23 protein-coding genes are annotated in these 19,961 nt (G+C 58.4%); 14 read left to right on the top strand and 9 right to left on the bottom strand.

Features of this window, described 5'->3' with window-relative positions; translation table 11 throughout:
* Positions 1–42 precede the first annotated feature (42 nt).
* Positions 43–1,140, top strand: coding sequence for a hypothetical protein (locus ACYF6X_RS08060; protein WP_063990349.1), 1,098 nt, complete (start codon positions 43–45; stop codon positions 1,138–1,140).
* 52 nt (positions 1,141–1,192) lie between these two features.
* Here the strand turns inward: ACYF6X_RS08060 and ACYF6X_RS08055 are convergent, their stop codons facing one another.
* The 3 genes from ACYF6X_RS08055 to ACYF6X_RS08045 all read right to left on the bottom strand — a co-directional run bounded on the left by ACYF6X_RS08055 (position 1,193) and on the right by ACYF6X_RS08045 (position 4,311).
* Positions 1,193–2,134 carry a sugar phosphate isomerase/epimerase family protein gene (locus ACYF6X_RS08055; protein ID WP_063989884.1) on the bottom strand — a complete coding sequence of 314 codons (942 nt, stop codon included), beginning with the start codon at positions 2,132–2,134 and terminating at the stop codon, positions 1,193–1,195.
* A gap of 10 nt (positions 2,135–2,144) precedes the next feature.
* The gene (locus ACYF6X_RS08050) at positions 2,145–3,320 is read right to left on the bottom strand and encodes a Gfo/Idh/MocA family protein (protein WP_130018315.1); all 1,176 of its coding nucleotides are present in this window, start codon (positions 3,318–3,320) and stop codon (positions 2,145–2,147) included.
* A 67-nt stretch (positions 3,321–3,387) separates the two neighbouring features.
* Complete coding sequence (locus tag ACYF6X_RS08045; RefSeq protein WP_197815902.1) at positions 3,388–4,311, bottom strand: substrate-binding domain-containing protein; 924 nt, start codon at positions 4,309–4,311, stop codon at positions 3,388–3,390.
* 317 nt (positions 4,312–4,628) lie between these two features.
* On the opposite strand from ACYF6X_RS08045, the gene ACYF6X_RS08040 reads away from it, so the two are divergent.
* The 4 genes from ACYF6X_RS08040 (at position 4,629) to bla (ending at position 7,716) form a co-directional block, all read left to right on the top strand.
* Complete coding sequence (locus ACYF6X_RS08040) at positions 4,629–5,639, top strand: LacI family DNA-binding transcriptional regulator (RefSeq protein ID WP_197815904.1); 1,011 nt, start codon at positions 4,629–4,631, stop codon at positions 5,637–5,639.
* Positions 5,640–5,678: 39 nt separating this feature from the next.
* Positions 5,679–6,191 (top strand): hypothetical protein, encoded by a 513-nt coding sequence (locus ACYF6X_RS08035; RefSeq protein ID WP_130018316.1) that lies wholly within the window; start codon positions 5,679–5,681, stop codon positions 6,189–6,191.
* Between the two features lie 84 nt (positions 6,192–6,275).
* Positions 6,276–6,656 carry a nuclear transport factor 2 family protein gene (locus ACYF6X_RS08030; RefSeq protein WP_197815905.1) on the top strand — a complete coding sequence of 127 codons (381 nt, stop codon included), beginning with the start codon at positions 6,276–6,278 and terminating at the stop codon, positions 6,654–6,656.
* Between the two features lie 202 nt (positions 6,657–6,858).
* Positions 6,859–7,716, top strand: a complete 858-nt coding sequence (bla, locus tag ACYF6X_RS08025) for a class A beta-lactamase (RefSeq protein ID WP_130017339.1) — start codon at positions 6,859–6,861, stop codon at positions 7,714–7,716.
* Between the two features lie 253 nt (positions 7,717–7,969).
* Here bla and ACYF6X_RS08020 read toward each other — a convergent pair whose 3' ends face one another.
* On the bottom strand, positions 7,970–8,263 hold the full coding sequence (locus ACYF6X_RS08020; protein ID WP_242512522.1) for a GrpB family protein: 294 nt from the start codon (positions 8,261–8,263) through the stop codon (positions 7,970–7,972).
* 329 nt (positions 8,264–8,592) lie between these two features.
* Here ACYF6X_RS08020 and ACYF6X_RS08015 point away from each other — a divergent pair, with 329 nt between their 5' ends.
* On the top strand, positions 8,593–8,970 hold the full coding sequence (locus ACYF6X_RS08015; protein ID WP_063989886.1) for a VOC family protein: 378 nt from the start codon (positions 8,593–8,595) through the stop codon (positions 8,968–8,970).
* A gap of 85 nt (positions 8,971–9,055) precedes the next feature.
* Here ACYF6X_RS08015 and ACYF6X_RS08010 read toward each other — a convergent pair whose 3' ends face one another.
* Positions 9,056–9,436, bottom strand: coding sequence for a YbaK/EbsC family protein (locus ACYF6X_RS08010; RefSeq protein ID WP_130017338.1), 381 nt, complete (start codon positions 9,434–9,436; stop codon positions 9,056–9,058).
* Positions 9,437–9,604: 168 nt separating this feature from the next.
* Here ACYF6X_RS08010 and ACYF6X_RS08005 point away from each other — a divergent pair, with 168 nt between their 5' ends.
* Together ACYF6X_RS08005 and ACYF6X_RS08000 are read left to right on the top strand one after the other, a co-directional pair.
* Positions 9,605–10,030, top strand: a complete 426-nt coding sequence (locus tag ACYF6X_RS08005) for a DUF2231 domain-containing protein (protein ID WP_063989887.1) — start codon at positions 9,605–9,607, stop codon at positions 10,028–10,030.
* Between the two features lie 10 nt (positions 10,031–10,040).
* Entirely contained in the window at positions 10,041–11,342 is a 1,302-nt protein-coding gene (locus tag ACYF6X_RS08000) for a PQQ-dependent sugar dehydrogenase (protein WP_130017337.1), read from the top strand.
* Positions 11,343–11,383: 41 nt separating this feature from the next.
* On the opposite strand, the gene ACYF6X_RS07995 is transcribed toward ACYF6X_RS08000, so the two are convergent.
* Positions 11,384–11,992 carry a class I SAM-dependent DNA methyltransferase gene (locus ACYF6X_RS07995; RefSeq protein WP_130017336.1) on the bottom strand — a complete coding sequence of 203 codons (609 nt, stop codon included), beginning with the start codon at positions 11,990–11,992 and terminating at the stop codon, positions 11,384–11,386.
* Positions 11,993–12,221: 229 nt separating this feature from the next.
* On the opposite strand from ACYF6X_RS07995, the gene ACYF6X_RS07990 reads away from it, so the two are divergent.
* From ACYF6X_RS07990 to ACYF6X_RS07975, 4 genes are all read left to right on the top strand, one after another.
* On the top strand, positions 12,222–12,623 hold the full coding sequence (locus tag ACYF6X_RS07990) for a DUF2946 domain-containing protein (protein WP_074181206.1): 402 nt from the start codon (positions 12,222–12,224) through the stop codon (positions 12,621–12,623).
* A 224-nt stretch (positions 12,624–12,847) separates the two neighbouring features.
* Positions 12,848–14,905 carry a TonB-dependent copper receptor gene (locus ACYF6X_RS07985; RefSeq protein ID WP_130017335.1) on the top strand — a complete coding sequence of 686 codons (2,058 nt, stop codon included), beginning with the start codon at positions 12,848–12,850 and terminating at the stop codon, positions 14,903–14,905.
* Between the two features lie 141 nt (positions 14,906–15,046).
* Complete coding sequence (locus tag ACYF6X_RS07980) at positions 15,047–15,208, top strand: hypothetical protein (RefSeq protein WP_162838235.1); 162 nt, start codon at positions 15,047–15,049, stop codon at positions 15,206–15,208.
* A 109-nt stretch (positions 15,209–15,317) separates the two neighbouring features.
* Positions 15,318–15,797, top strand: coding sequence for a GNAT family N-acetyltransferase (locus tag ACYF6X_RS07975; RefSeq protein ID WP_130017334.1), 480 nt, complete (start codon positions 15,318–15,320; stop codon positions 15,795–15,797).
* A gap of 13 nt (positions 15,798–15,810) precedes the next feature.
* Here ACYF6X_RS07975 and ACYF6X_RS07970 read toward each other — a convergent pair whose 3' ends face one another.
* Complete coding sequence (locus ACYF6X_RS07970) at positions 15,811–16,704, bottom strand: LysR family transcriptional regulator (protein WP_130017333.1); 894 nt, start codon at positions 16,702–16,704, stop codon at positions 15,811–15,813.
* Positions 16,705–16,788: 84 nt separating this feature from the next.
* On the opposite strand from ACYF6X_RS07970, the gene ACYF6X_RS07965 reads away from it, so the two are divergent.
* Positions 16,789–17,565 carry an NAD(P)H-dependent oxidoreductase gene (locus tag ACYF6X_RS07965; RefSeq protein ID WP_130017332.1) on the top strand — a complete coding sequence of 259 codons (777 nt, stop codon included), beginning with the start codon at positions 16,789–16,791 and terminating at the stop codon, positions 17,563–17,565.
* Between the two features lie 37 nt (positions 17,566–17,602).
* Here ACYF6X_RS07965 and ACYF6X_RS07960 read toward each other — a convergent pair whose 3' ends face one another.
* Positions 17,603–18,157, bottom strand: coding sequence for an NAD(P)H-dependent oxidoreductase (locus tag ACYF6X_RS07960; protein ID WP_049199666.1), 555 nt, complete (start codon positions 18,155–18,157; stop codon positions 17,603–17,605).
* A 104-nt stretch (positions 18,158–18,261) separates the two neighbouring features.
* Here ACYF6X_RS07960 and ACYF6X_RS07955 point away from each other — a divergent pair, with 104 nt between their 5' ends.
* Positions 18,262–18,621: a winged helix-turn-helix transcriptional regulator gene (locus ACYF6X_RS07955; protein ID WP_063989896.1), complete on the top strand. Its 360-nt coding sequence runs from the start codon at positions 18,262–18,264 to the stop codon at positions 18,619–18,621.
* Positions 18,622–18,625: 4 nt separating this feature from the next.
* On the opposite strand, the gene entS is transcribed toward ACYF6X_RS07955, so the two are convergent.
* Positions 18,626–19,909, bottom strand: a complete 1,284-nt coding sequence (entS, locus tag ACYF6X_RS07950; protein ID WP_063989897.1) for an enterobactin transporter EntS — start codon at positions 19,907–19,909, stop codon at positions 18,626–18,628.
* Positions 19,910–19,961: the final 52 nt, after the last annotated feature.

Genomic DNA, 19,961 nt, shown 5'->3' with positions numbered 1-19,961 from the left:
GCCTGCGCTTCCCGGCCTTGGCTGTTTAACGAGTATAAATTCATGATCATCGTAAAAGACGCTTTGCGGAGCAAAGTGGAAACCGAGTCACAGGGGCACCGCACCGTGCTGTATACCGCAAGTGGTCAACCCAGTTATATGCATGTGATCTCTCGCTTTACGCTGCAAGAGGTCACATCAGGGTTAGGAGAGGCGGTTCATCCTGCCTTTATCGTCAACGGCCAGCTTAAAGACGCCTTTTTTTATGGCTGCTATCCGGGAACTCTGGTCGATGGAGAACTGGTCAGCCAACCCGATACGGCTCCGGCGAGCCGGCACGATCTGGCCACATTTCGTCGGGCGGTGGCGCGCAACGGCGCCGGATGGCATATTGGCACCAACGCGGAATGGGCCGCGCTGATGTTCTGGTGCCGCCATCAAGGATGGCCGGAGTTGGGCAATACCGAGAGCGGCCGGTCGCATCACGATCGCCGTCAGTATGGTAAACGATGCGACGGCGGTGCCGTGGGCGATGAACAGGGCGATCCGACAACCTTTACCGCATCCGGCCCGGGAGCCTGGTATCACGACGGTACGCCGTACGGCATCGGCGATCTGTGCGGTAATTTGTGGGAATGGCAGCACGGGCTGAAATTGGTCGCGGGGGAAATTCTGCTCTTGCCGGATAATGACGCCGCGATGCCAATGACCGACGATGAAGACGAACGCTGGCGCGCGGTCGACCTGGCGACGGGGGCATGGGTGTCGCCCGGCAGTGGAGGGACGGCTAAATTCGATGCAGTCTCACCCATTCATACAGGCAATGCCGGTGCGCCGCTTATTACCGACTCTATTCAGCATTTTAACGGCGACCCGCAGGATAACGGATATCCGCCTGGCTTGATGGACGATGCGTTCGATCGTATTCGCATGGCAAGCGGGGCACCGTTACCGGATGTGTTGAAAATTCTTGGCATTGTTCCTCATCACCGGTGTGAGGACGGCGATCAGGTTTACCTGCGTAATTACGGTGAACGCATTCTGATGCGCGGCGGCGCCTGGTATTCCGGCGCCGCCGCCGGGCTGAGAACGCTGTGCCTGAGCCATGGTGCGGGGCACGCCAGTGCTACGGTCGGCGCCCGGCCGGTATGGTGTTTATAAGCTGTTGGCAATGCACGGGTCTGCGCAGCGGCCGTGGCCGCCGCGCCTGGCTTTACTGGCTGATGCTCTGCTGCAACGCCTGAACGGAGGAGGCGATGCCGGCATCGACCGACATGGTCAGGTCTTCCATTTCGAGCGACACCCAGTCGTTGTAGCCCATCATGCGCACCACCGAGAAGAATTCCTTCCACCACTGCAGGTCCCGCCCACAGCCGACGGCGACATAGTTCCAGGCCCGGCCGGCCACGTCGTCGATCGGTTTGGTTTCCAGCAGCCCATTAACCTCGACGACGCCGCGCTCAAGGCGCACGTCTTTGCCGTGCACATGGTGAATGGCGGGGCCGAGGGCGCGGGCCACCGCGATGGGATCCGCGCCCATCCAAATCAAATGGCTGGGATCGAGGTTCAAGCCCACCATCGGGCCAACGGCCTCGCGCAGCCGGAACAGCGTTTCCGGGTTCCACACCAGCATGGCGCTGAAGTTTTCCAGCGCAAAGCGCTCGACGCCGCACGCTTTCGCCCGGGTGACCAGCGCCTGCCAATAGGGGATCGCCACTTCATTCCATTGATAGTCCAGACAGTTTTTCACCGTCGGCGGCCAGCTGACGGTATAGGTGATCCAGTTGGGGATGGTGTCATGCGGGCTGGCCGGGGGCAGGCCACTCATCATAACGATCTTTTTCACTCCCAGCAGCCCGGCCAGCTCCAGCGTATTGTCGGTTTGGCGCTGATGGCGTTGCCCCAGTTCGCCGGGATCGAGCGGATTGCCGGAGACGTTGAGCGCGGCGATCTCCATGCCGCGGCTGGCCAGCGCCTGCTGCAGCTGCCGGCGTTTGGCAGGGTTGGCCAGCAGATCGTCGATATCCAGATGGGGCGCCGGAGACCAGCCGCCGGTGGTCATTTCCACGCCGCGCACCCCCAGCTCCAGCAGCCGATCCAGCATCTGCTCGAAGGGTAAATGACCCAGGCTATCGGTACAGAATGAAAGTTTCATGGTGCTTTCCTTATTGGTAATTAACCCAGGTGGCGCCGTTGTCGGCGGAACGAACGCAGTTTTCAATCCAGCGCACACCTTCCAATCCGGCGTCGATATCCGGATAGATCAGCGCGGCCAGTGTCTGCCGATCGCCGCGCTGGCTGGCGCTGATGGCGATGGCGAACTTGAGGTAAATATTGGCCCAGGATTCGGCCAGGCCTTCGGTATGCAGCGCACCGAGCCGCTCTTCGGCCAGGGCGCTGTCGTCCAGATAGGGCATGCCGTGGTGCAGGATCTGGTTGGGCCGCCCCTGGATCTCATAGCGCAATTCGCCGGGCGTGGAATCGCTCCATTGCAGACTGGCGCGTGAGCCCACCACGCGGATGCTTTGGCTGTCTATCGCGCCGGCGTTGACGGCGGAGGCCCACATGCGGCCGACGGCGCCGTTTTCGTAGTGCATCAGCACCATGGCGTTGTCTTCCAGCGGGGCGCGTGAAGGAATAAAGCTCTGGCGATCGCACAGCAGGGAGGCAATCTTCATATCGGGCATCACCAGCTGCGAGATGTAGAAGGTGTGGGTGGAGATGTCGCCCAGCACAAAAGAGGGGCCGGCGATTTTCGGATCGACGCGCCACTTTTGCGCCTCGAACGTGTCCGCACTTTCGTTGGCATTGAAGCCGTGGGTGTATTGCAATTCGACCATGCGTATTTCGCCGATGTCGCCGTTTGCGATCATAGCGCGCATCTGCATCAGCAGAGGATGGCCGGAGAAGCCGTAGGTTACGCCGACGATCAGGCCTTTCTCCGCCGCCAGCGCCTTGATTTCTCTCGCCTCCGCCGTGGTGAAGAACAGCGGCTTTTCGCAGATGACATGCAGGCCGGCACTCAGCGCGGCGCGCGTGATTTCATAGTGGGTGCCGTTGGGGGTGGCAATGGTCACCACCTCAACGCCATCTTCACGGTTGGCTTCTTGCTCCAGCAGTTGTCGATAGTTGTCATAGCAGCGGTCGGCGGGCACGCCGAGATTGACGCCAAACTCGCGTCCGCGCGCCGCGTCGATATCAAAAGCGCCGGCAACCAGCCGATAGGCGGTGTTGTCGCGCAACGCGCCGGAACGGTGCTTGTAGCCCACCTGGCTGAGGCGGCCGCCGCCGATCATCGCCCAACGCAGCGGGCGAGGGATGCTTCTTTCACCATTTAACATGCTGACTCCTGATCTTGTGGCTTTGCACTCGGGTGCAAAATGGGTTGAAAAAGAGAGTGGCAACGGTTTATTTCTGGTTCATCTGTGCAAATTGCGGGTAGTTTTCTCGCATCACGGTGGCATAAGGCACCCAGTTGTAAGGCTCAGTTTTAGCGTGATCCAACATTGCTCGGGTCACTTGCACCGCGCCGAGCGCCTGGGATTTGGCATCCTGGAAAATGGTCACCGCCAGGTCGCCGTTTTTGATAAATTGCAGGCCGTCTGGCGTGCCGTCGATACCGGCGACCAGCACGCCATTCTTTTTGGCCTGCTTCAGCGCCATGATCGCGCCGATGGCCATCTCATCGTTGTTGGCGGCGATCGCATCGATCGGCGTGCCGTTCAGCAACCAGCCGGAAACCACGTCGACTGCTTCATTGCGCTGCCATTTGGCGGTCTGTTTCTCTACCACTTTCAGGTCTTTATGTTTGGCGATCACCGCTTCCACCGCACGGGTGCGTTCGCGGGTTTCTTCGTTGGAGAGGGCGCCCATCAGGATCGCCACGTTGCCGCGATAATTCATTTTTTTCGCCAGGGCCTCCATCTGCAGGCGGCCGCTGAGCGCCGAGTCGGAGCCGACGTAGGCCGTCGCACCGGTCAGTGGCACTTCGGGTTTGCGGTTGACGAAGACCAGGGGGATCGCGGCGCGGTGGGCGGCCACTATCATCGGCTGGACGCCTTGTGTATCAACCGGGTTGAGGATAATGGCGTCCACACCCTGATTAATCAGATCGTCCACCTGCTGCACCTGCAGGGCGACATCGCCTTTGGCATCGACAAACTGGCCTTGCAGCTGCTGCGCAGCCAGTTCACGTGCCATTTGGCTACGCAGGATGGAGACGAAATTGAGATCGAAGTTGGCCAGCGCCACGCCGACCTGGTAGGTCTTGGCTTGGGCGGTCACGACAAACAGCGAGCAGGCTAACATCAACAGCAGTCTGGTTTTTTTCATTACGGTATCCTGTCGAGATGAGAGGTGTTGTGTTAAAGCAGTGTATTTGCAACCGGGTGCAAAACAAGAGACAAGACGGCGATGAGTCTCTGAATGCCACCGTGAATGTCGGCTATGGATAAAATTCGGTCAACTGGGGAAAGGTGAAAACAGCGTGGACGATCACAAACTCTTTACTTTTTGCACCCGGTTGCATAACAAATTGCAATCGGGTGCAAAAACGGGACATAATTGCAGCAGGCATGCCGGCAGGCGCTTAGGGGATCTGAGCGAGCAGGGTATAGTGTGACTTCACCGAAGCCGGGATCGACGCAACCATGACGAAACACCACAAAGCCACCGCCAGCGACGTCGCCGAAAAGGCCGGCGTCTCTAAATGGACGGTATCGCGCGCCTTTACGCCCGGCGCGTCGATCTCAGACAACGCGCGTGAAAGCGTACTGGCGGCGGCGGCCGAGCTGGGCTATCGGCCAAACCTGCTGGCGCGCAGCCTGTCGCAAAAACGCACGCACATCATCGGCGTGGCCATCGACGAGATGAAGAACCCGCATTCGATGATGATGCTCGATATGGTCACCAAACAGCTGCAAACCCGCGGCTATATGGCGCTGCTGCTGAACATCACCGCCGGGGAAAACTACCGGGCGGTGATGGCGATGGCCGATCAGCTGCAGGTCGATGGCATTCTGTTCCTGGCGACGGTATTAACCCAAGAGTGGGCGGCCATCGCGCAAGATCTGCATCAGATCCCGCTGGTGCAGGTATGCCGCAATACGGAAAGTGAACATATCGATGTGGTCAATATCGACGGCTACCGCGCCGGCGAAGAGATTGCTGGGTTGCTGATAGAACAAGGTTATCAGCGCTTTGGCTACATGAAGGGGCCGGACACGCAAAGTAGCCATTTGCTGCGTATGGAAGGCTACCGCGACAAACTGATGGCCGCCGGCTTTCAGTTGGATCGGGTGCTCACCGCCGGCCACTACGATCGCCAACGTGGTTTCCAGCTGATGAGCGAATACCTGCAGGCAACGCCGGAAAGCGAGCGGGTTGAGGCGCTGTTCTGCGAGAACGACGTGTTGGCGCTGGGGGCGCTCGAAGCGCTCAGGCAAACGGCGCCGGCGTCTGCGATGGCCGTGGTAGGCTTCGACGATATCGACGAGGCCGGCTCAGCCAATTGGGCGCTGACCAGCTACAACCAACGTATCGACCGGCTGGTCGAGGAGGCCTTGAATCGCCTGCTCGACAATCGCGCCACGGTAGATGGTGCCTGGCGGCACGGGGAGTTGCGGGTTCGGCGGTCGCATTTGGCTGGGAAACCGGCGTAAGGATTTCTTTTTGTGTGACAATGTCACTATTGAGACTTGATGAGAACACATCGAGATAAAAAGAAAAAACTCTATAGAAGAGAAAGTGTTACATCCAGAGGCCCCATGGCCAGCGGTGGCAAGTACCGCTGGGAACGGCATAGCAAACAGGCGGACGATGAGCAGTTGCCGCTGCGTGAAAGCATGCATGGGCGGATACAACATGGCATGGATTACACGCCGCTATTTCAATTTTTGCTCAGTAAAGTGGGCCAACCCTGGAGTGACGTGCACAGCGAAGCGGTTAGTCGGTTGGATAAAAAAGCACCTATTTTTTACCTGGTGGCACTGCACCGTAAAAACTGGCAGAGCTATGTCTGCTGTGGTGAGTCGAGCTATTACAGCGGGCTATGCATAGATGAGCACGGGATACTGCAGAAAGTGAACCCGGCATTCACCGCAGAAGATGTGCCGGTGAGGTGCCGTTGTTGTACCTATACGTTCAACGGGGAACTGGTGCCCGTCACGGAAAAAAACTGGCAAAAACCCTATGAGAAGGAATCCTGGGAATAGTCAGGTTTCACGAGTGTCATTCAGATGTAGATTGACTGCCGAAGTTTGCCAGATTTCACGTAGCGCGATCAAAAGGAGGGCATTTTGACCCATTTTGCAGAGTGGCTTCGCCAAGTCCAGGCGCTTGAGGTTGAACTGCACCAGCCCGCGACACGCTGCGATCCGAAGCGTGTCGCGGCATTGCTGCATGAAGACTTCGAAGAGATTGGCCGCTCAGGTCTGCGTTATGACAAATGCCAAACCGTTGCGGCGCTAGAGATGGAAACGGATTATCCGCAGATTTTCGCCAAAGGTTTTAAGCTGGCGCAAATCAGTGAAGGCGTCGTGTTGCTGACGTATAAAAGTTTTCAGCGTGACGCGCAGGGCCACGCCGTTCGCTGCACCGAACGCTCATCGATTTGGCTTCTGACAGCCAAGGCAGGTTGGCAGATGCGCTTTCATCAAGGCACGCCGGCAGAGGGTTGAGCAGAGTTTAAAAAAGCTGATCGAATGGAGTCATTTAACTCACGCTATAAGTTTTTCTATAGGCTACTAAAAATTATCATCATTTGTTAACCATAAAAAATAAAATATAATCATGAGGAAAAATAAAGCCCTGCATAAATTAAATCTTATATTTATGCTGAAATAATTTCATTATATAAACATTGATTATAAAAGGTTTGCTATGAATTTGCGATTTAAAATATTTGCCACATTGGTTTTAAGTATACCTATTGTACCCTCTGCTTTTGCTTTGACTTTACAAGATCAAGTTAAACAGTACGAAAAAGAGGGCTGGAAGGTAGGGTTATCAATTCTATCTTCAGATGATAAAACGATTTCTATAAATGGAAGCCAGCGTTTCCCTTTAGATAGCACGGTTAAATCAATTGCTTGCGCCAATGTTCTGGCAAAGGTTGATGCAAAGAAGCTTTCATTAAATCATTCTATGGTAGTGACTGAAAAAAACCTTGTGACCTATTCACCCGTTGCTAAAGATTATATGAATAAGCCATTTACGCTTGAGCAAGCTTGCAAAGCTGCCAATGAATACAGTGATAATACAGCAGCTAATTTTGCTATTTTTTCCGGTGGGGGACCGGAGGCTCTGACCGCATTTATGAGATCTATAGGAGATACGGTTACTCGCTCTGACCGATATGAGCCAGAATTGACTGTCAATCCCGTGGATGATTTGCGAGATACAACGACTCCTGATGCGATGAGCAAGAGTATCAAGAAAATTTTGACCGGCGAAGTTCTCAGTGATTCATCAAAAGCGCAATTGAAAGAATGGATGGTCAATAACAAAGTCGCTGATAATATGCTTAGAGCGTCTCTTCCTAAAGGATGGAAAATCGCCGATAGGTCAGGTGCAAGTGATTATGGTGTCAGAGGGATAACTTCGATGGTCTGGTCAAATAATCATGATCCTGTATTCATCAGCATCTATGTGAGAAAAGCGGATACCTCTTTGGATGAACGCTCAGCGGTGATTCGTACTTTAGGTTCGCATATATTTGACGAATACCTTAGCCACTAAAGAATAGAAGAGGTTAGGGGTTCTATGGAAGAGCCCCGATAAGCAGCAGAGAGTTACGTACTTAGGAAATCTCCACGCTATGGCGGTTAGCATTTATCATGTTTCATTTAACATAATATACATTATGCGCACCTAGGTAGTGATAGGTGGGTTCTGCCGTCCAGGCTTGATCATGGGGTTTCTCCCGCGGCCAACCATGCCGGCGCCGGCTGCTCATGCTGCTCATGCTGCTCATGCTGCTAAGTATTCGTTTTCAACCGGCCATAAGCCGCCGGGTTTTGCCTGCTGGCTCCTGGCGTTTGATTGTGCTGAGCAACACCATGATGTTTGCGCAGGAAATCTCTGAACGCCAACTGCCTGATCGCCTGTTCACTTGCTGCAGTAAATGCATTGTGCGCTTGCTGCAGTAACGCCTGCCGGTAATGCCGTTCTCGCCGCGCGGCGTAGATCTCATATCATGCATCTTGTCATTCACACTATCCAACGCCGCCAGACTTTCAACCTGCAGCAAAATATCAATCGCTGGTTCGGCTACCAGCGCAGGCACTGCAGTACTGACGATATGATGAATTTCCGTTAACCAGCCAGTATGCGCTCTGCCATTTCCCGCTCCAGTAATGATGACCGGACATGATTTTCTAAGGCGGCTACCTGCCGGTATTGGCCAGAAATCCCCTGCTTTTTTTGATCGCGCTACGTGAAATCTGATAAAACGTGGCTACTTCGACACTGCAGATTTCTCCAAAATGCGTCATATAAACGGACAGTATTTGCACGTTAAATGCGTATTGGCGTCCTTTTTCATCGCTTTCGGCGCCCGCCGCGGCGTTGGCTATACTGAATGGGAACATTCTTCCACGCTGCTGGAGTCTCCCCATGTTTGACCATGTGAAATTTGGCGTCAGCGACTTTGCCCTTAGCAAAGCGTTTTTCCTCAATGCGCTGGCGCCGCTGGGCGTAAAGATCGTTGCCGAAGGCGAGCCCGGCTATGGCGTCGAGCTGTGTTCCGATCGGGGTAACGTGTCATTGTGCCTGTTTCAAACCGATGAAAAGCCGGCGCATCTGCACCTGGCATTTGCCGCAGGCAGCCGTGAACAGGTCGATGCGTTCTACCACGCCGCGCTAAATGCCGGGGGCAAAGACAATGGCGCACCTGGTTTACGGCCCAATTACCATGCCCACTACTATGCGGCATTTGTGATAGCCCCGGATGGTCACAATATCGAGGCGGTTTGTCATAACCCGATGAGCTAGTGATTTTTCCTGTTAAAACAGCACATTAACCACGAGGTAACGCATTGTATTTAACATAATACAATTGTGACATCGTCACTTAACGTTACCCCGTCACGTCAATCCACTCTGCTCCGGTAATGCTGGCCAGGCGTTGTGGCGCAATTCTCACACCTGAGTTATCGCTGCCACCTGCCGGAAGCACTTCACCGTAGCTGCACAGGCTGCGATCGCAGTAAATTCTCACCGCTGCCGGTGCGGCAAAGGGGCAAACGCCGCCGGGCGGATAGCCGGTCAGCGCCTCCACCTCCTCTGCCGGCAGCATGCGCGCCTTTACGCCGAAGAATTGTTTGTACTTCTTGTTATCGATTCTGGCGGTTCCCGCCATCACCAACAGCACCACCGTGGCGGTATTCTTTGCCAGCACCGTCACCGCCGTTTCCGGTGCGTGCTCGGCCAGAAATCGCTGAACGCGCTCTATACTCATGCCCTACCTCCCGACGTTGCTAAGCCATTGATAATGCCGCAGTGAGGGTTTCGGTTTTAACATCGCATGCTAAAAATGAGAATCAAAATTGTTCAAATCGGTGAATCTGAACAAAGCTTTAAGGGGCCTACGCCTTTTTTACCTATCATTTTTCATGGAGATACCTGCATGACCACGCAAACGACAGCAAGGCCCTCAACGGTCGCGGTGGCCGTCTATGAATGGCTCAACCCAATACCTTATGGGTTTTTCACCGCAGCGCTGATTTTCGACATCATCTATGCCTGCACGGCGAATATTCAGTGGGTCAATGGTGCCAGCTGGCTGATCGCCATCGGCCTGGTTTTTGCCATTATTCCCCGGCTGATTAACCTGGTTCAGGTGTGGTTCGGCAGCGGCCGGCTGCAGGGTTCACCGGTCAAGCTCCATTTCTGGCTGAATCTGATCGCCATCGTTCTCGCCATCATCAACGCTTTCGTGCATAGCCGGGATGCGTATGCCGTGGTGCCGCAAGGTTTGGTGCTGTCTGCGATCGTAGTCGCGCTGCTGAGCCTCGCCAACATTCTGCTGGCCGTGGGCGCCCGCGCAAAATAAGGAGGTTTTCATGAAGCTATCATCCACCGCGATTGCGCTTTCTGCCGTGCTGGCGCTGGCCGGCTGCGATAACAGCGCCGTCATTTTGCCGGAACAACAAATGGGGCCGGATCCTGCGTTGCCGGCGGCACAAGACTTCCTGATGCCGCCGATGCAGGTGCCAAAGGGCGTCGGCTGGCAACAGAACCAGATGCCGAAAGTGGCCGAGGGTTTAAAAATCGACAAGGTGGCGGACGGTTTGCTGCATCCGCGCCAGCTGCTTACCCTGCCCAACGGCGATGTCCTGGTGGTGGAAGCCAACGGGCCGGGCACGGAGGCGGTGAGCACGCCCAAGCAGCTGATCGCCGGGCTGGTGAAAGGCCAGTCCGGTAAAGGCGGCAAAGGCGGTAACCGCATCACCCTGCTGCGCCCAACCGCCGACGGCCGCTGGGAAAAGCATGTTTTCCTCGAGGGGCTCGATTCCCCATTCGGCGTCCAGCTGATTGGCAACACCCTGTACGTGGCCAACACCGGCAACATCATGCAGTACGCCTATCAGCCCGGCGCAACGCGCATCAGCGATCCGGGTAAAGAGCTGGCCGACTTGCCGGACACCATCAACCACCACTGGACCAAGGCCCTGCTGGCCAGCCCGGACGGTAAAAAGCTGTATGTCGGCGTCGGTTCCAACAGCAACATCACCGAAAATGGCCTGGCCGTAGAGTACCGGCGCGCCGCCGTGCTGGAAGTGGACACCGCCTCTGGCGCCAGCCGTGTCTTCGCCAGCGGCCTGCGCAATCCGACCGGGCTGCAGTGGGAACCGCACAGCGGCAAGCTGTGGGCCATCGTCAACGAGCGTGACGAGATCGGCGCCGATCTGGTGCCGGACTACCTGACCTCTGTGCAGGACGGCGGCTTCTACGGCTGGCCTTACAGCTATTTCGGCCAGCACGTCGATCGGCGGGTGCAACCGGCTCGGCCGGATCGGGTGGCGAAAGCCATCAAGCCGGACTACGCCCTCAGCTCGCACGTCGCGCCGCTGGGGCTGCTGTTCTATACCGCGAACGCACTGCCGGCCGAGTATCGCGGCGGCGCCTTTGTCAGCGAACACGGCAGCTGGGATCGCTCGCCGCTGAACGGCTACCGGGTCAGCTACGTGGCGTTTGAGCAAGGCAAACCGGTCGGCAAACTCAAAGCGGTGGTCACCGGCTTTGTCTCCGACGACGAGAAGGAACTCTATGGCGCACCGGTAGGATTAACGGTCGACAAGGCCGGCGCCCTGCTGATTGCAGATGACGTAGGCAACACCGTTTGGCGCGTCAGCGCTAAATAACGTTAACGGGCAGGTTCTTGGGGGATCTGCCCGTGACATTGTCACTCAACACCCTGCGCCAACCAGACCGTTCTTCCCCCGCAGGCGGGATCTTCCACCACATGGTCAACCACGCGGAAGCCGTTCTCCTGCAATAAACGTCTGTACTCCTCCGGTGCCAGGCTGGCGTGAAACAGCGGCTGTCCTTCGAAGCTGCCGATCGCCACGCCGTCGGCTGGGCCGCTGGTGAACATCAGTACGGCGTGCGGCCCGGCATGTCGTCTGAACAGCGGAAACATCCGGCGCTGATCGTTGCGCGCCAGATGAAAGAAGCTGTCCCAGGCCAGCAGGCCGTTGAACTTCGCTGCTAAATCCAGCTGGCGCATATCCATTTGCCGCCATTCCTGCTGCGGAAAACGCTGCCGGCAGCGCGCGATCATCGCCTGCGCACCGTCGATGCCGGTGACCCGATGCCCCTGTTCGATAAAATAGGCGGCAATCGGCACGCCATTGCCGCAGCCAAGATCCAGCAGCCGCGCATTGGCCGGGGTGAGCTGCAAAAAGCGGTCGAGCCACGGCCGTTCAAACAGCGTGGTGGGTCTGAGGCGTTCCCAGGCGGCGGCATGTTCGACATAAAGCGGAATAATGGTGCTCGCCAGTTTTTCCGTCATTAATATTGTCCCCGTCACGTGATTGGCGCAAAAAAAATAGCCTTTGGTCAGAATTAAAGCGCTTATCCGATAATATATTCATCAACAGACCGTTGACCAGAAATAAAAGGTTTTAACATTTCGACATAAACCAGTACAATTCCCTACCCTGTGTTAACCCTTTTTTAGGTTGATTGTGTCGTTAATTCAGCGCTCTGCATCGCGACATCGGGCCGCCGCCTGGTTAGGGATGTTTGCCATTCTGATGTTGTTCATTGCGCCGGTGGTCTCGCGATCCCTGGAGCATGTACGCGCCGGAAGTGCTGGAACGACCGTCATGGCGGATTGCGGCATGGAGATGCCGATGCATCACGGGATGCACTCGCCGCCGCCTGAGCCTGAAAAAACCGCGCAGCCGCTGATGCAGCACGGCGGCGGCCATCACAACATGGCGATGATGATGGACGACAGCGCCTGCGGCTACTGCGTGCTGTTGCTGCACGCACCGCTGCTGGACGTGAGCCACGCCCCGCTGTTCTGGTCCCAGTCGCTGGCTTCGCACCCGCCGCCGATTCACTATCTCGTTCCTCTCTTTGCCCACGTCGTTCACACCGAATTACAGCCGCGCGCGCCCCCCGTCTCTTTCCTCTGATTTAACAATAAGCCCATTGCCGTTCTCTGTATTGCCGTTGTTCGCTTCAACCCGGCGGAATTAATTCGCCCAACGGTTAATCATCGAGACGTCATTATTAATCCGGTTATTCCACGTTGAGGGAATTAACCCCCGTATTTTCCGATGGTGATTTTCGCCAGGCCGCCCCACGCCTGAATAATCCTTCGGTCAAGAACGGAAAAGAGTTAGCTTAAGGAAAGATGATGTTTAAACCGACTTATAAAAAGAACGCCGTTACCCGCGCCATCACCACCGCCATGCCGTTGTTCCTGCTGGCCGGCCACGCGGCGCAGGCGCATCAGCACCCTACCGACGCACAGGTTAATGATGGCGACGTGATCACCGTCACCGCGCCGCTCTACTCTCCGCTGACCATCGTCACCTCGCCGAAAACCCCGCGCCAGCCGGTACCGGCCAGCGACGGTTCGGACTACCTGAAAACCATCCCCGGCTTTTCGCAGATCCGCAACGGCGGTACCAACGGCGATCCAGTGTTCCGCGGCATGTTCGGTTCGCGGTTGAAGATCCTCACCGACGGTTCGGAAATGCTGGGCGCCTGCCCAGCGCGGATGGATGCGCCGACCTCTTACATCTCGCCGGAAAGCTTCGATCTGTTGACCATCACCAAGGGGCCGCAGACGGTACTGTGGGGGCCGGGATCGTCGGCGGGCACGGTGCGTTTCGAGCGTGAACGCCCGCGCTTCGACAAGCCGGGGATCAAGGGCAGCGCCAGCGTGCTGACCGGATCCAATGGCCGCTGGGACGAGAATATCGACGCCAGCCTCGGCGCCGAACAAGGCTACCTGCGGGTGATGGCCAACAAATCCCGCTCCAACGACTATCAGGACGGAACGAATACGCGCGTGCCGTCGCGCTGGGACAAGTGGAACGGCGATCTGGCGCTCGGCTGGACGCCGGACAACGACACGCTGCTGGAAGTGACCATGGGCCGCGGCAACGGCGAAGCGCGCTATGCCGGCCGCAGCATGGACGGTTCGCAGTTCAAGCGCGAAAGCCTGGGCATGCGGGTGGAAAAATCCAACATCGGCGAGGTGTTGGATAAGCTGGAAGCGCAGGTCTACTACAACTACGCCAACCACGTGATGGACAACGTCACCCTGCGTTCGCCGGGCAGCGGCGGCATGGGTGGCCATGGCGGTATGAGCATGGGCGGGCACGGCGGGCACATGATGTCCTCCGGCATGACGATGCAGCTCGATCGCCGCACCGTCGGCGGCCGCGTGATGGGCACCTGGCAGTGGCAGGACGTGAAGCTTGAAAGCGGTGTGGATACCCAAACCAACACCCACCGCAGCATGAGCCGCGGCAGTTGGGAAAAAGACGCCCAGTTCAACAGCTATGGCGCCTTCGGCGAACTGACCTGGTCCACCAGCGAACAGGATAAACTGATCGGCGGCGCGCGCCTCGACCGCACCCTGGTGGAGAATTTCCGCAGTGGCAGCGACGGGGAGCGTTCGGACACCCTGCCGAGCGGCTTTATGCGTCTTGAGCATACGTTGGCCGACCTGCCGTTGATGCTGTATGCCGGCGTCGGTTATACCGAGCGTTTCCCGGATTATTGGGAGCTGTTCTCGCCGAAGCTCGGCCCGAACGGCAGCAAGGATCCGTTCTCCAGCGTCAAGAGCGAGAAAACCACGCAGCTCGACATCGGCGCGCAGTACAACGGCAAGCGCTTCAACGGCTGGGTCTCCGCTTACGTGGGCCGCGTCGATGATTTCATCCTGTTCAAATACGATCCGCACAACGCGCGTCTCAGCCAGGCCGATAACGTCAACGCCAACATCATGGGCGGCGAAATGGGCATGGGTTACCAGCTGAGCGAGCACTGGAAAACCGACGCCAGCCTGGCCTACTCCTGGGGCAAAAACACCCGCGACGGCCGGCCGCTGCCGCAGATCCCGCCGCTGGAGGCGCGTCTGGGGCTCACCTATGGGTACGGCGACTGGAGCGGCACCGGCCTGTGGCGTTTGGTCAGCAGCCAACACCGCGTGGCGATCAACGAAGGCAACGTGGTAGGCAAAGACTTTGCCGAAAGCGCCGGCTTCGGCGTGCTTTCCGCCAACGCCGCCTACAAGGTGAATAAAAACGTCAAGCTGAGCGCCGGTCTGGATAACATCCTGAACAAGACCTACAGCGAACACCTCAACCTGGCGGGCAACAGCGCCTTCGGGTATTCGGCCAACAGCGCGGTGAATGAACCGGGCCGCACCCTGTGGGCCAAGGTTAACGTCACCTTCTAAACCGTTCACCGGGCGATGGGCAACCGTCGCCCGGTCAGGTGATATGCGATCCGGTTCTTAGGATATGAGTTTTAAGTTTTTCCCATTCGGTTGAGCGGCGATTACTATCACTCTCAACGTAATCACCGATCCGGAGGGAATATGCAAAAGCTCACTCGTTTTCTGGCCCTGCTCGGCGAGCTGATGATTGAAAAAGCCGAAGACGCCGCGCCGCAGGCTGCCCAGCCTGACGATCGCGACGACGCGTTGCCACCGCGCCTTGAGCGTGGCGTTCCGCTGGCCGACCGCTTCCTGTTCATGTAATTCCCTTCACGGTTTTTTGTCCGGCACGTTCCGGTATTTCATTATCGGACGCCTGCGTCTATCTTCTTTCGATGGTTCCAGCCGATTCATCATAGGAGAGAGCAACGCAATGAAGATCAGAACGGTAACCCCGCCAGACGCTGAAGCCCTGACGCAGTTATTGAATGACGTGATCGACGCCGGCGGCACGACGGCGATAGAAACGCCCCTCACCCCCGCTGAATTCAGCGAATGGTTCATCAGCGGCAGCAATGCGCTGAGCTGCCAGGTCGCGGAGGTGGACGGGCTGTTAGTGGGCTTCCAGTCGCTGAGCGCTGATGATGCCCTGCCGCCCGATACCGCAGATATTGCCACCTTCTCCCGCCTGTCGCCGAAGGTGCCTGGCGTCGGCAGTGCGCTGTTCCCTGCCACATTAGCGGCGGCGAAGTCGCACGGTTTCAAGCACATCAACGCCACCATTCGGGCGGATAACGTCGGTGGCCTCGCCTACTATCACAAAATGGGCTTTCGCGATTACGATCGTTTGCCGCAGGTGCCGCTCAGCGATGGCACGCCGGTCGACAGAATCAAAAAACGCTTCTCCCTTTAACCCGCCAACCCGCTCACACTGAACGCACGATATGTTCGCGCAGCCACCGGTGAGCGGGATCCCGGTGCGTTCGTTCGTGCCAGAGCATGGTCATTTCAAAGCCCGGCACCGCCAGCGGCGGCTCAAGCTGTTGCAATAAAGGCTGGTTGCGCACCAGCCGTTCCGGCAGCATCGCCACCAAATCGGACTGCGTCAGCACCGAGATAACGAACAGAAAATGCGGCACGGAAAGCACTACGCGCCGCGTCAGCCCCACGTCCGCCAACGCCCTGTCGGTCATGCCATAGAACCCGCCGCCGTCCGGCGAGACCATGACCTGCTCCAATTGGCAAAATTGTGCCGGCGTCAGCCTGGCATGCAGTTTGGGGTGGCCGATTCTGCCCACCAGCACATAGCGTTCGCTAAACAGCGTGCGCTGCCGCAGGCCGGATGGCGCCCCTTCGCGGGTATGAAACGCCAGGTCGATCTCTCCTTGCTCCGCCCGTTTGGCGAGGCGCGCCGGTGCGATCTCCAGCACCGCCAGCCGGGTGCCGGGCGCCGCCGTGCGCAACCCGTTCAGCGCCGGCAGCACGATGGTGGATTCGCCGTAGTCGAAGGCGGCTACGCGCCAGGTATCACTCGCCACGGCGGGATCGAACGGCGTCGCCGGCGTCACCGCCAACTCGAGCGCCGCCAATGCCTGGCGCAAAGGCTCCCGCAGCTGTTCCGCTCTGGCGGTCGGGCGCATGCCGCGCGGGCCGGGCAACAGCAGCGGATCGTCAAAGATCGCCCGCAGTTTGGCAAGATGCACGCTGACCGCCGGCTGGGAGAAATTGAGCCGCTGCGCCGCGCGCGTGACGTTATGCTCCGCCAGCAGCGCGTCGAGCGTCACCAGCAGGTTGAGATCCAGCCGCCTTAAATTATTCATAGTTATACCTGGGATAACGGTAATTCATTTCTAATATACCGACTAACGCCCTACTCTGCAGCTCTCACACCAAGGAGAGCTGTTATGAATGTGCTGATTGTTTACGCCCACCCGGAGCCGCTGTCGCTGACCGGCTCACTGAAAAATTTCGCCGTTGAACGCCTGATGCAGGCCGGCCATCAGGTACAGGTGTCAGACCTGTACGCCATGAAGTGGAAAGCGGTGCTCGATGCCAGCGACAGCCTGGAAGACCCGGCAACGGCTCGTTTCGATCCTTCGCTGGATTCGAAGCGTGCGTTCGCCAACGGCATGCAGAGCGCCGATATCGAACGGGAGCAGCAAAAATTGCGCTGGGCGGATGCGGTGCTGCTGCAGTTTCCGCTGTGGTGGTTCTCGATGCCGGCGATCCTCAAAGGCTGGGTGGAGCGTGTGTATGCCTATGGTTTTGCCTACGGCGTGGGTGAGTATTCCGACACCCATTGGGGCGACCGTTACGGCGAGGGGACGCTGGCGGGCAAACGGGCGATGCTGATCGTCACCGCCGGCGGCTGGGAGTCCCATTACGCCCCGCGTGGCATCAACGGGCCGATCGACGATATCCTGTTCCCGATCCAGCACGGCATGCTGCACTACCCGGGCTTCGAGGTGCTGCCGCCGTTCGTCACCTACCGCGCCGGCAAAACCGATGAGGCACGCTTTGCCGCCCTGCGCGAGCAGCTCGGGCAGCGGCTGGATAATCTGTGGAACGCCGAGCCAATCCGCTTCAGGCGGCAAAACGCCGGTGACTATCTGATCCCGCAGCTGACGCTGAAAGCGCATCTCGCGCCGGGGCAAAACGGTTTCGGCGTTCATATCGAGTAGCCGGACGCGCACGCCCTGGCGCATCCGGGGCGTGCCGTTAATTCAGGGCGGCGAGAAATGCCTGGTAGCCTTGCGCGCTGCGATCCAATTCGTGGGATTGCAGCGGCTCCACCGTCCCGTCCGAAGCGGCCTCCTTGCCGTAAAAGGCGAAGAACGAGGCATAGTCGGCCCGCACGTAGCCGGCGGTGACTTCAAACGGCCGGAAGATTTCCTCCAGCGAGTAACGATAGCGCCCGTCGCGCGCATAATCCTCTGCACGCACCCCCGCCGTGACCGCCAGCGCCAGCTTCTTGTTTTGCATCTTGTAGCCGCTGCGGGAACCGTAGGCCCAGCCGTAGGTGAGCACGTCGTCCAGCCATTTTTTCAGCAGCGGCGGGCTGCTGAACCAGAAAATCGGGAACTGCAGCACGATGTTGTCATGGGCTTCAATCAGCCGCTGCTCTTGAGCGACGTCGATCTGCCAATCCGGATAGGCCTGATGCAGTTCGTGCACGGTATACCGCTCCGGATAGCGCCGCAGCTCCTCCAGCCAGCGTTTGTTGACCACCGAGTTCGCCATATCGGGATGGGTCACCACCACCAAGGTTTTCATATCGATTTCTCCAGTCAGGTGTCTACCGGCGCATCATAGGTTATGCTGGAACAATGTAAAATACGCACACTCGCGACACATACTTACTCTGGAGAAAGTACCCAATGACCGCCGAATCCCACTGCAGCCCAACGGGCATCAGCCTCGAAGACACCGGCTATGGCTATACGCTGTCGGTGATCAACGGCAAATATAAAATGATTATTCTCTACTGGCTGGCGTTGTATAAGCCGGTATTGCGGTTCAACGAGCTGCAGCGCTGCATCGGCACCATTTCGTACAAAACGCTGAGTTCGACGCTCAAAGAGCTGGAAAAAGATCGCCTGGTGGTGAGAAAGGAGTATCCGCAGATCCCGCCCAAGGTGGAGTACAGCCTGTCCGAGCGCGGGCGTTCGCTGATCCCGGTGATCGACATGATGTGCGACTGGGGGGAACAGCACCGGCCGGAACAGCCGGTGCCATGAGGGGTTAGTTGTCCGCCGCCGCTGAGGTTGCCGGCGCGGGCTCATCGTGCTCGACCAGCGCGTCCGCCGGCCGGCACTGGCGCAGCGTACGCACGCTGAAGGCCACCAGCACGCCGAGCGCGGCGGCGAATGCGCCAAACGACAGCACGCTCATCAATGGAGTAAACACCCTGCCCAGTACGCCGAGCCCCAGCGCGCCGATCGAATCACCGGTTACGTCCTGCGCGGTGCCGAGGCTGTTCACCCGCCCCAGCAGATGATCCGGCGTGTTGCTCTGGATCAGCATGAACTGCAGGAGCGAAGCGATGGCATTGGCGTAGCCGTAGCAGACCAGCGCCAGCAGCGCCGGCGCCAGGTGGCTGAACAGCCCCAGCGAAGCGATAGCGGTAAACGCGACGATGGCGGCGACCAGGATCAGCACGCCGGGACGAGCGTATCGCCCCACCCAGCCGCTGGTCAGCGCGCCCAGCATCGCGCCGAGCGGCACCGCAGAATACATCAGGCCGATAGAGGACGCGCCGACGTGGTAAGCGTCCTGCGCCAGCGCCGGGAACAGCACCCTGACGGCGCCGACGATGCTCATCAGCATCCCCAGCAACACCACCGACCCCACCACCTTATTGCGCCAGACAAACTGGAAGCCGCTGGCGAGCGCGCGCAGCGGGTGTTCCGGCTCCTGCTGCTGCGGTAACAGCGTCGGCAGGCGCACCAGCGGGACCAGGGTGCCCAGCGTTCCGGCGGCGGCCACGGCGAACGCCAGCCCCACGCCGCCGAACACGATAATGATCCCGCCCAGCGCCGGCGCCAGGATCGCGCCGATGCGCACCGTCACCATGCTCAAGGCCCCCGCCGCCGCCAGGTTTTCACGCCCGACCAGCAGTGGGATCACCGCCATCAGCGCCGTCATGCCCAGCGCCCCGAAGAACCCGTCCCAGGCCGCCAGCAGGTAGAGCGCCCACAGCGACGGCGCCGGGGCGAAGGCGTTCAGACTCAGGGCGACAAAGCCCAGCCCGCAGGTGCCGCGCGCAAACAAGATCAGCTTACGGCGATCGTAGCGATCGGCGAGCACGCCGCCCAGCATCAGGCCGATAAACATGCCCACTCCGTCCAGTGCCACCGCCACGCCCACCTGCAACGTGGAGCCTGTCATCGCCTGGATCTGAATCGGCACCCCCACCGCCAACATGCCGAGGGAAAACACCGACAGCATGCGGGCGCAGAAAATCGCGCGGAAATGCGCATTGCTTCTCAGCAAACTGAAATCAAGAAAAAAAGAAGGTCTGGCCATAGTGTCCTGCATATCATGTTTTAGTACGGGCCGGGACGCACGCCCCCGGCCC

The sequence above is a fragment of the Serratia sp. ID 25-353 genome, assembly GCF_054792795.1.
The sequence above is the reverse complement of the archived record's forward strand: the minus strand, read 5'-3'. Positions and strand labels throughout refer to the sequence as shown.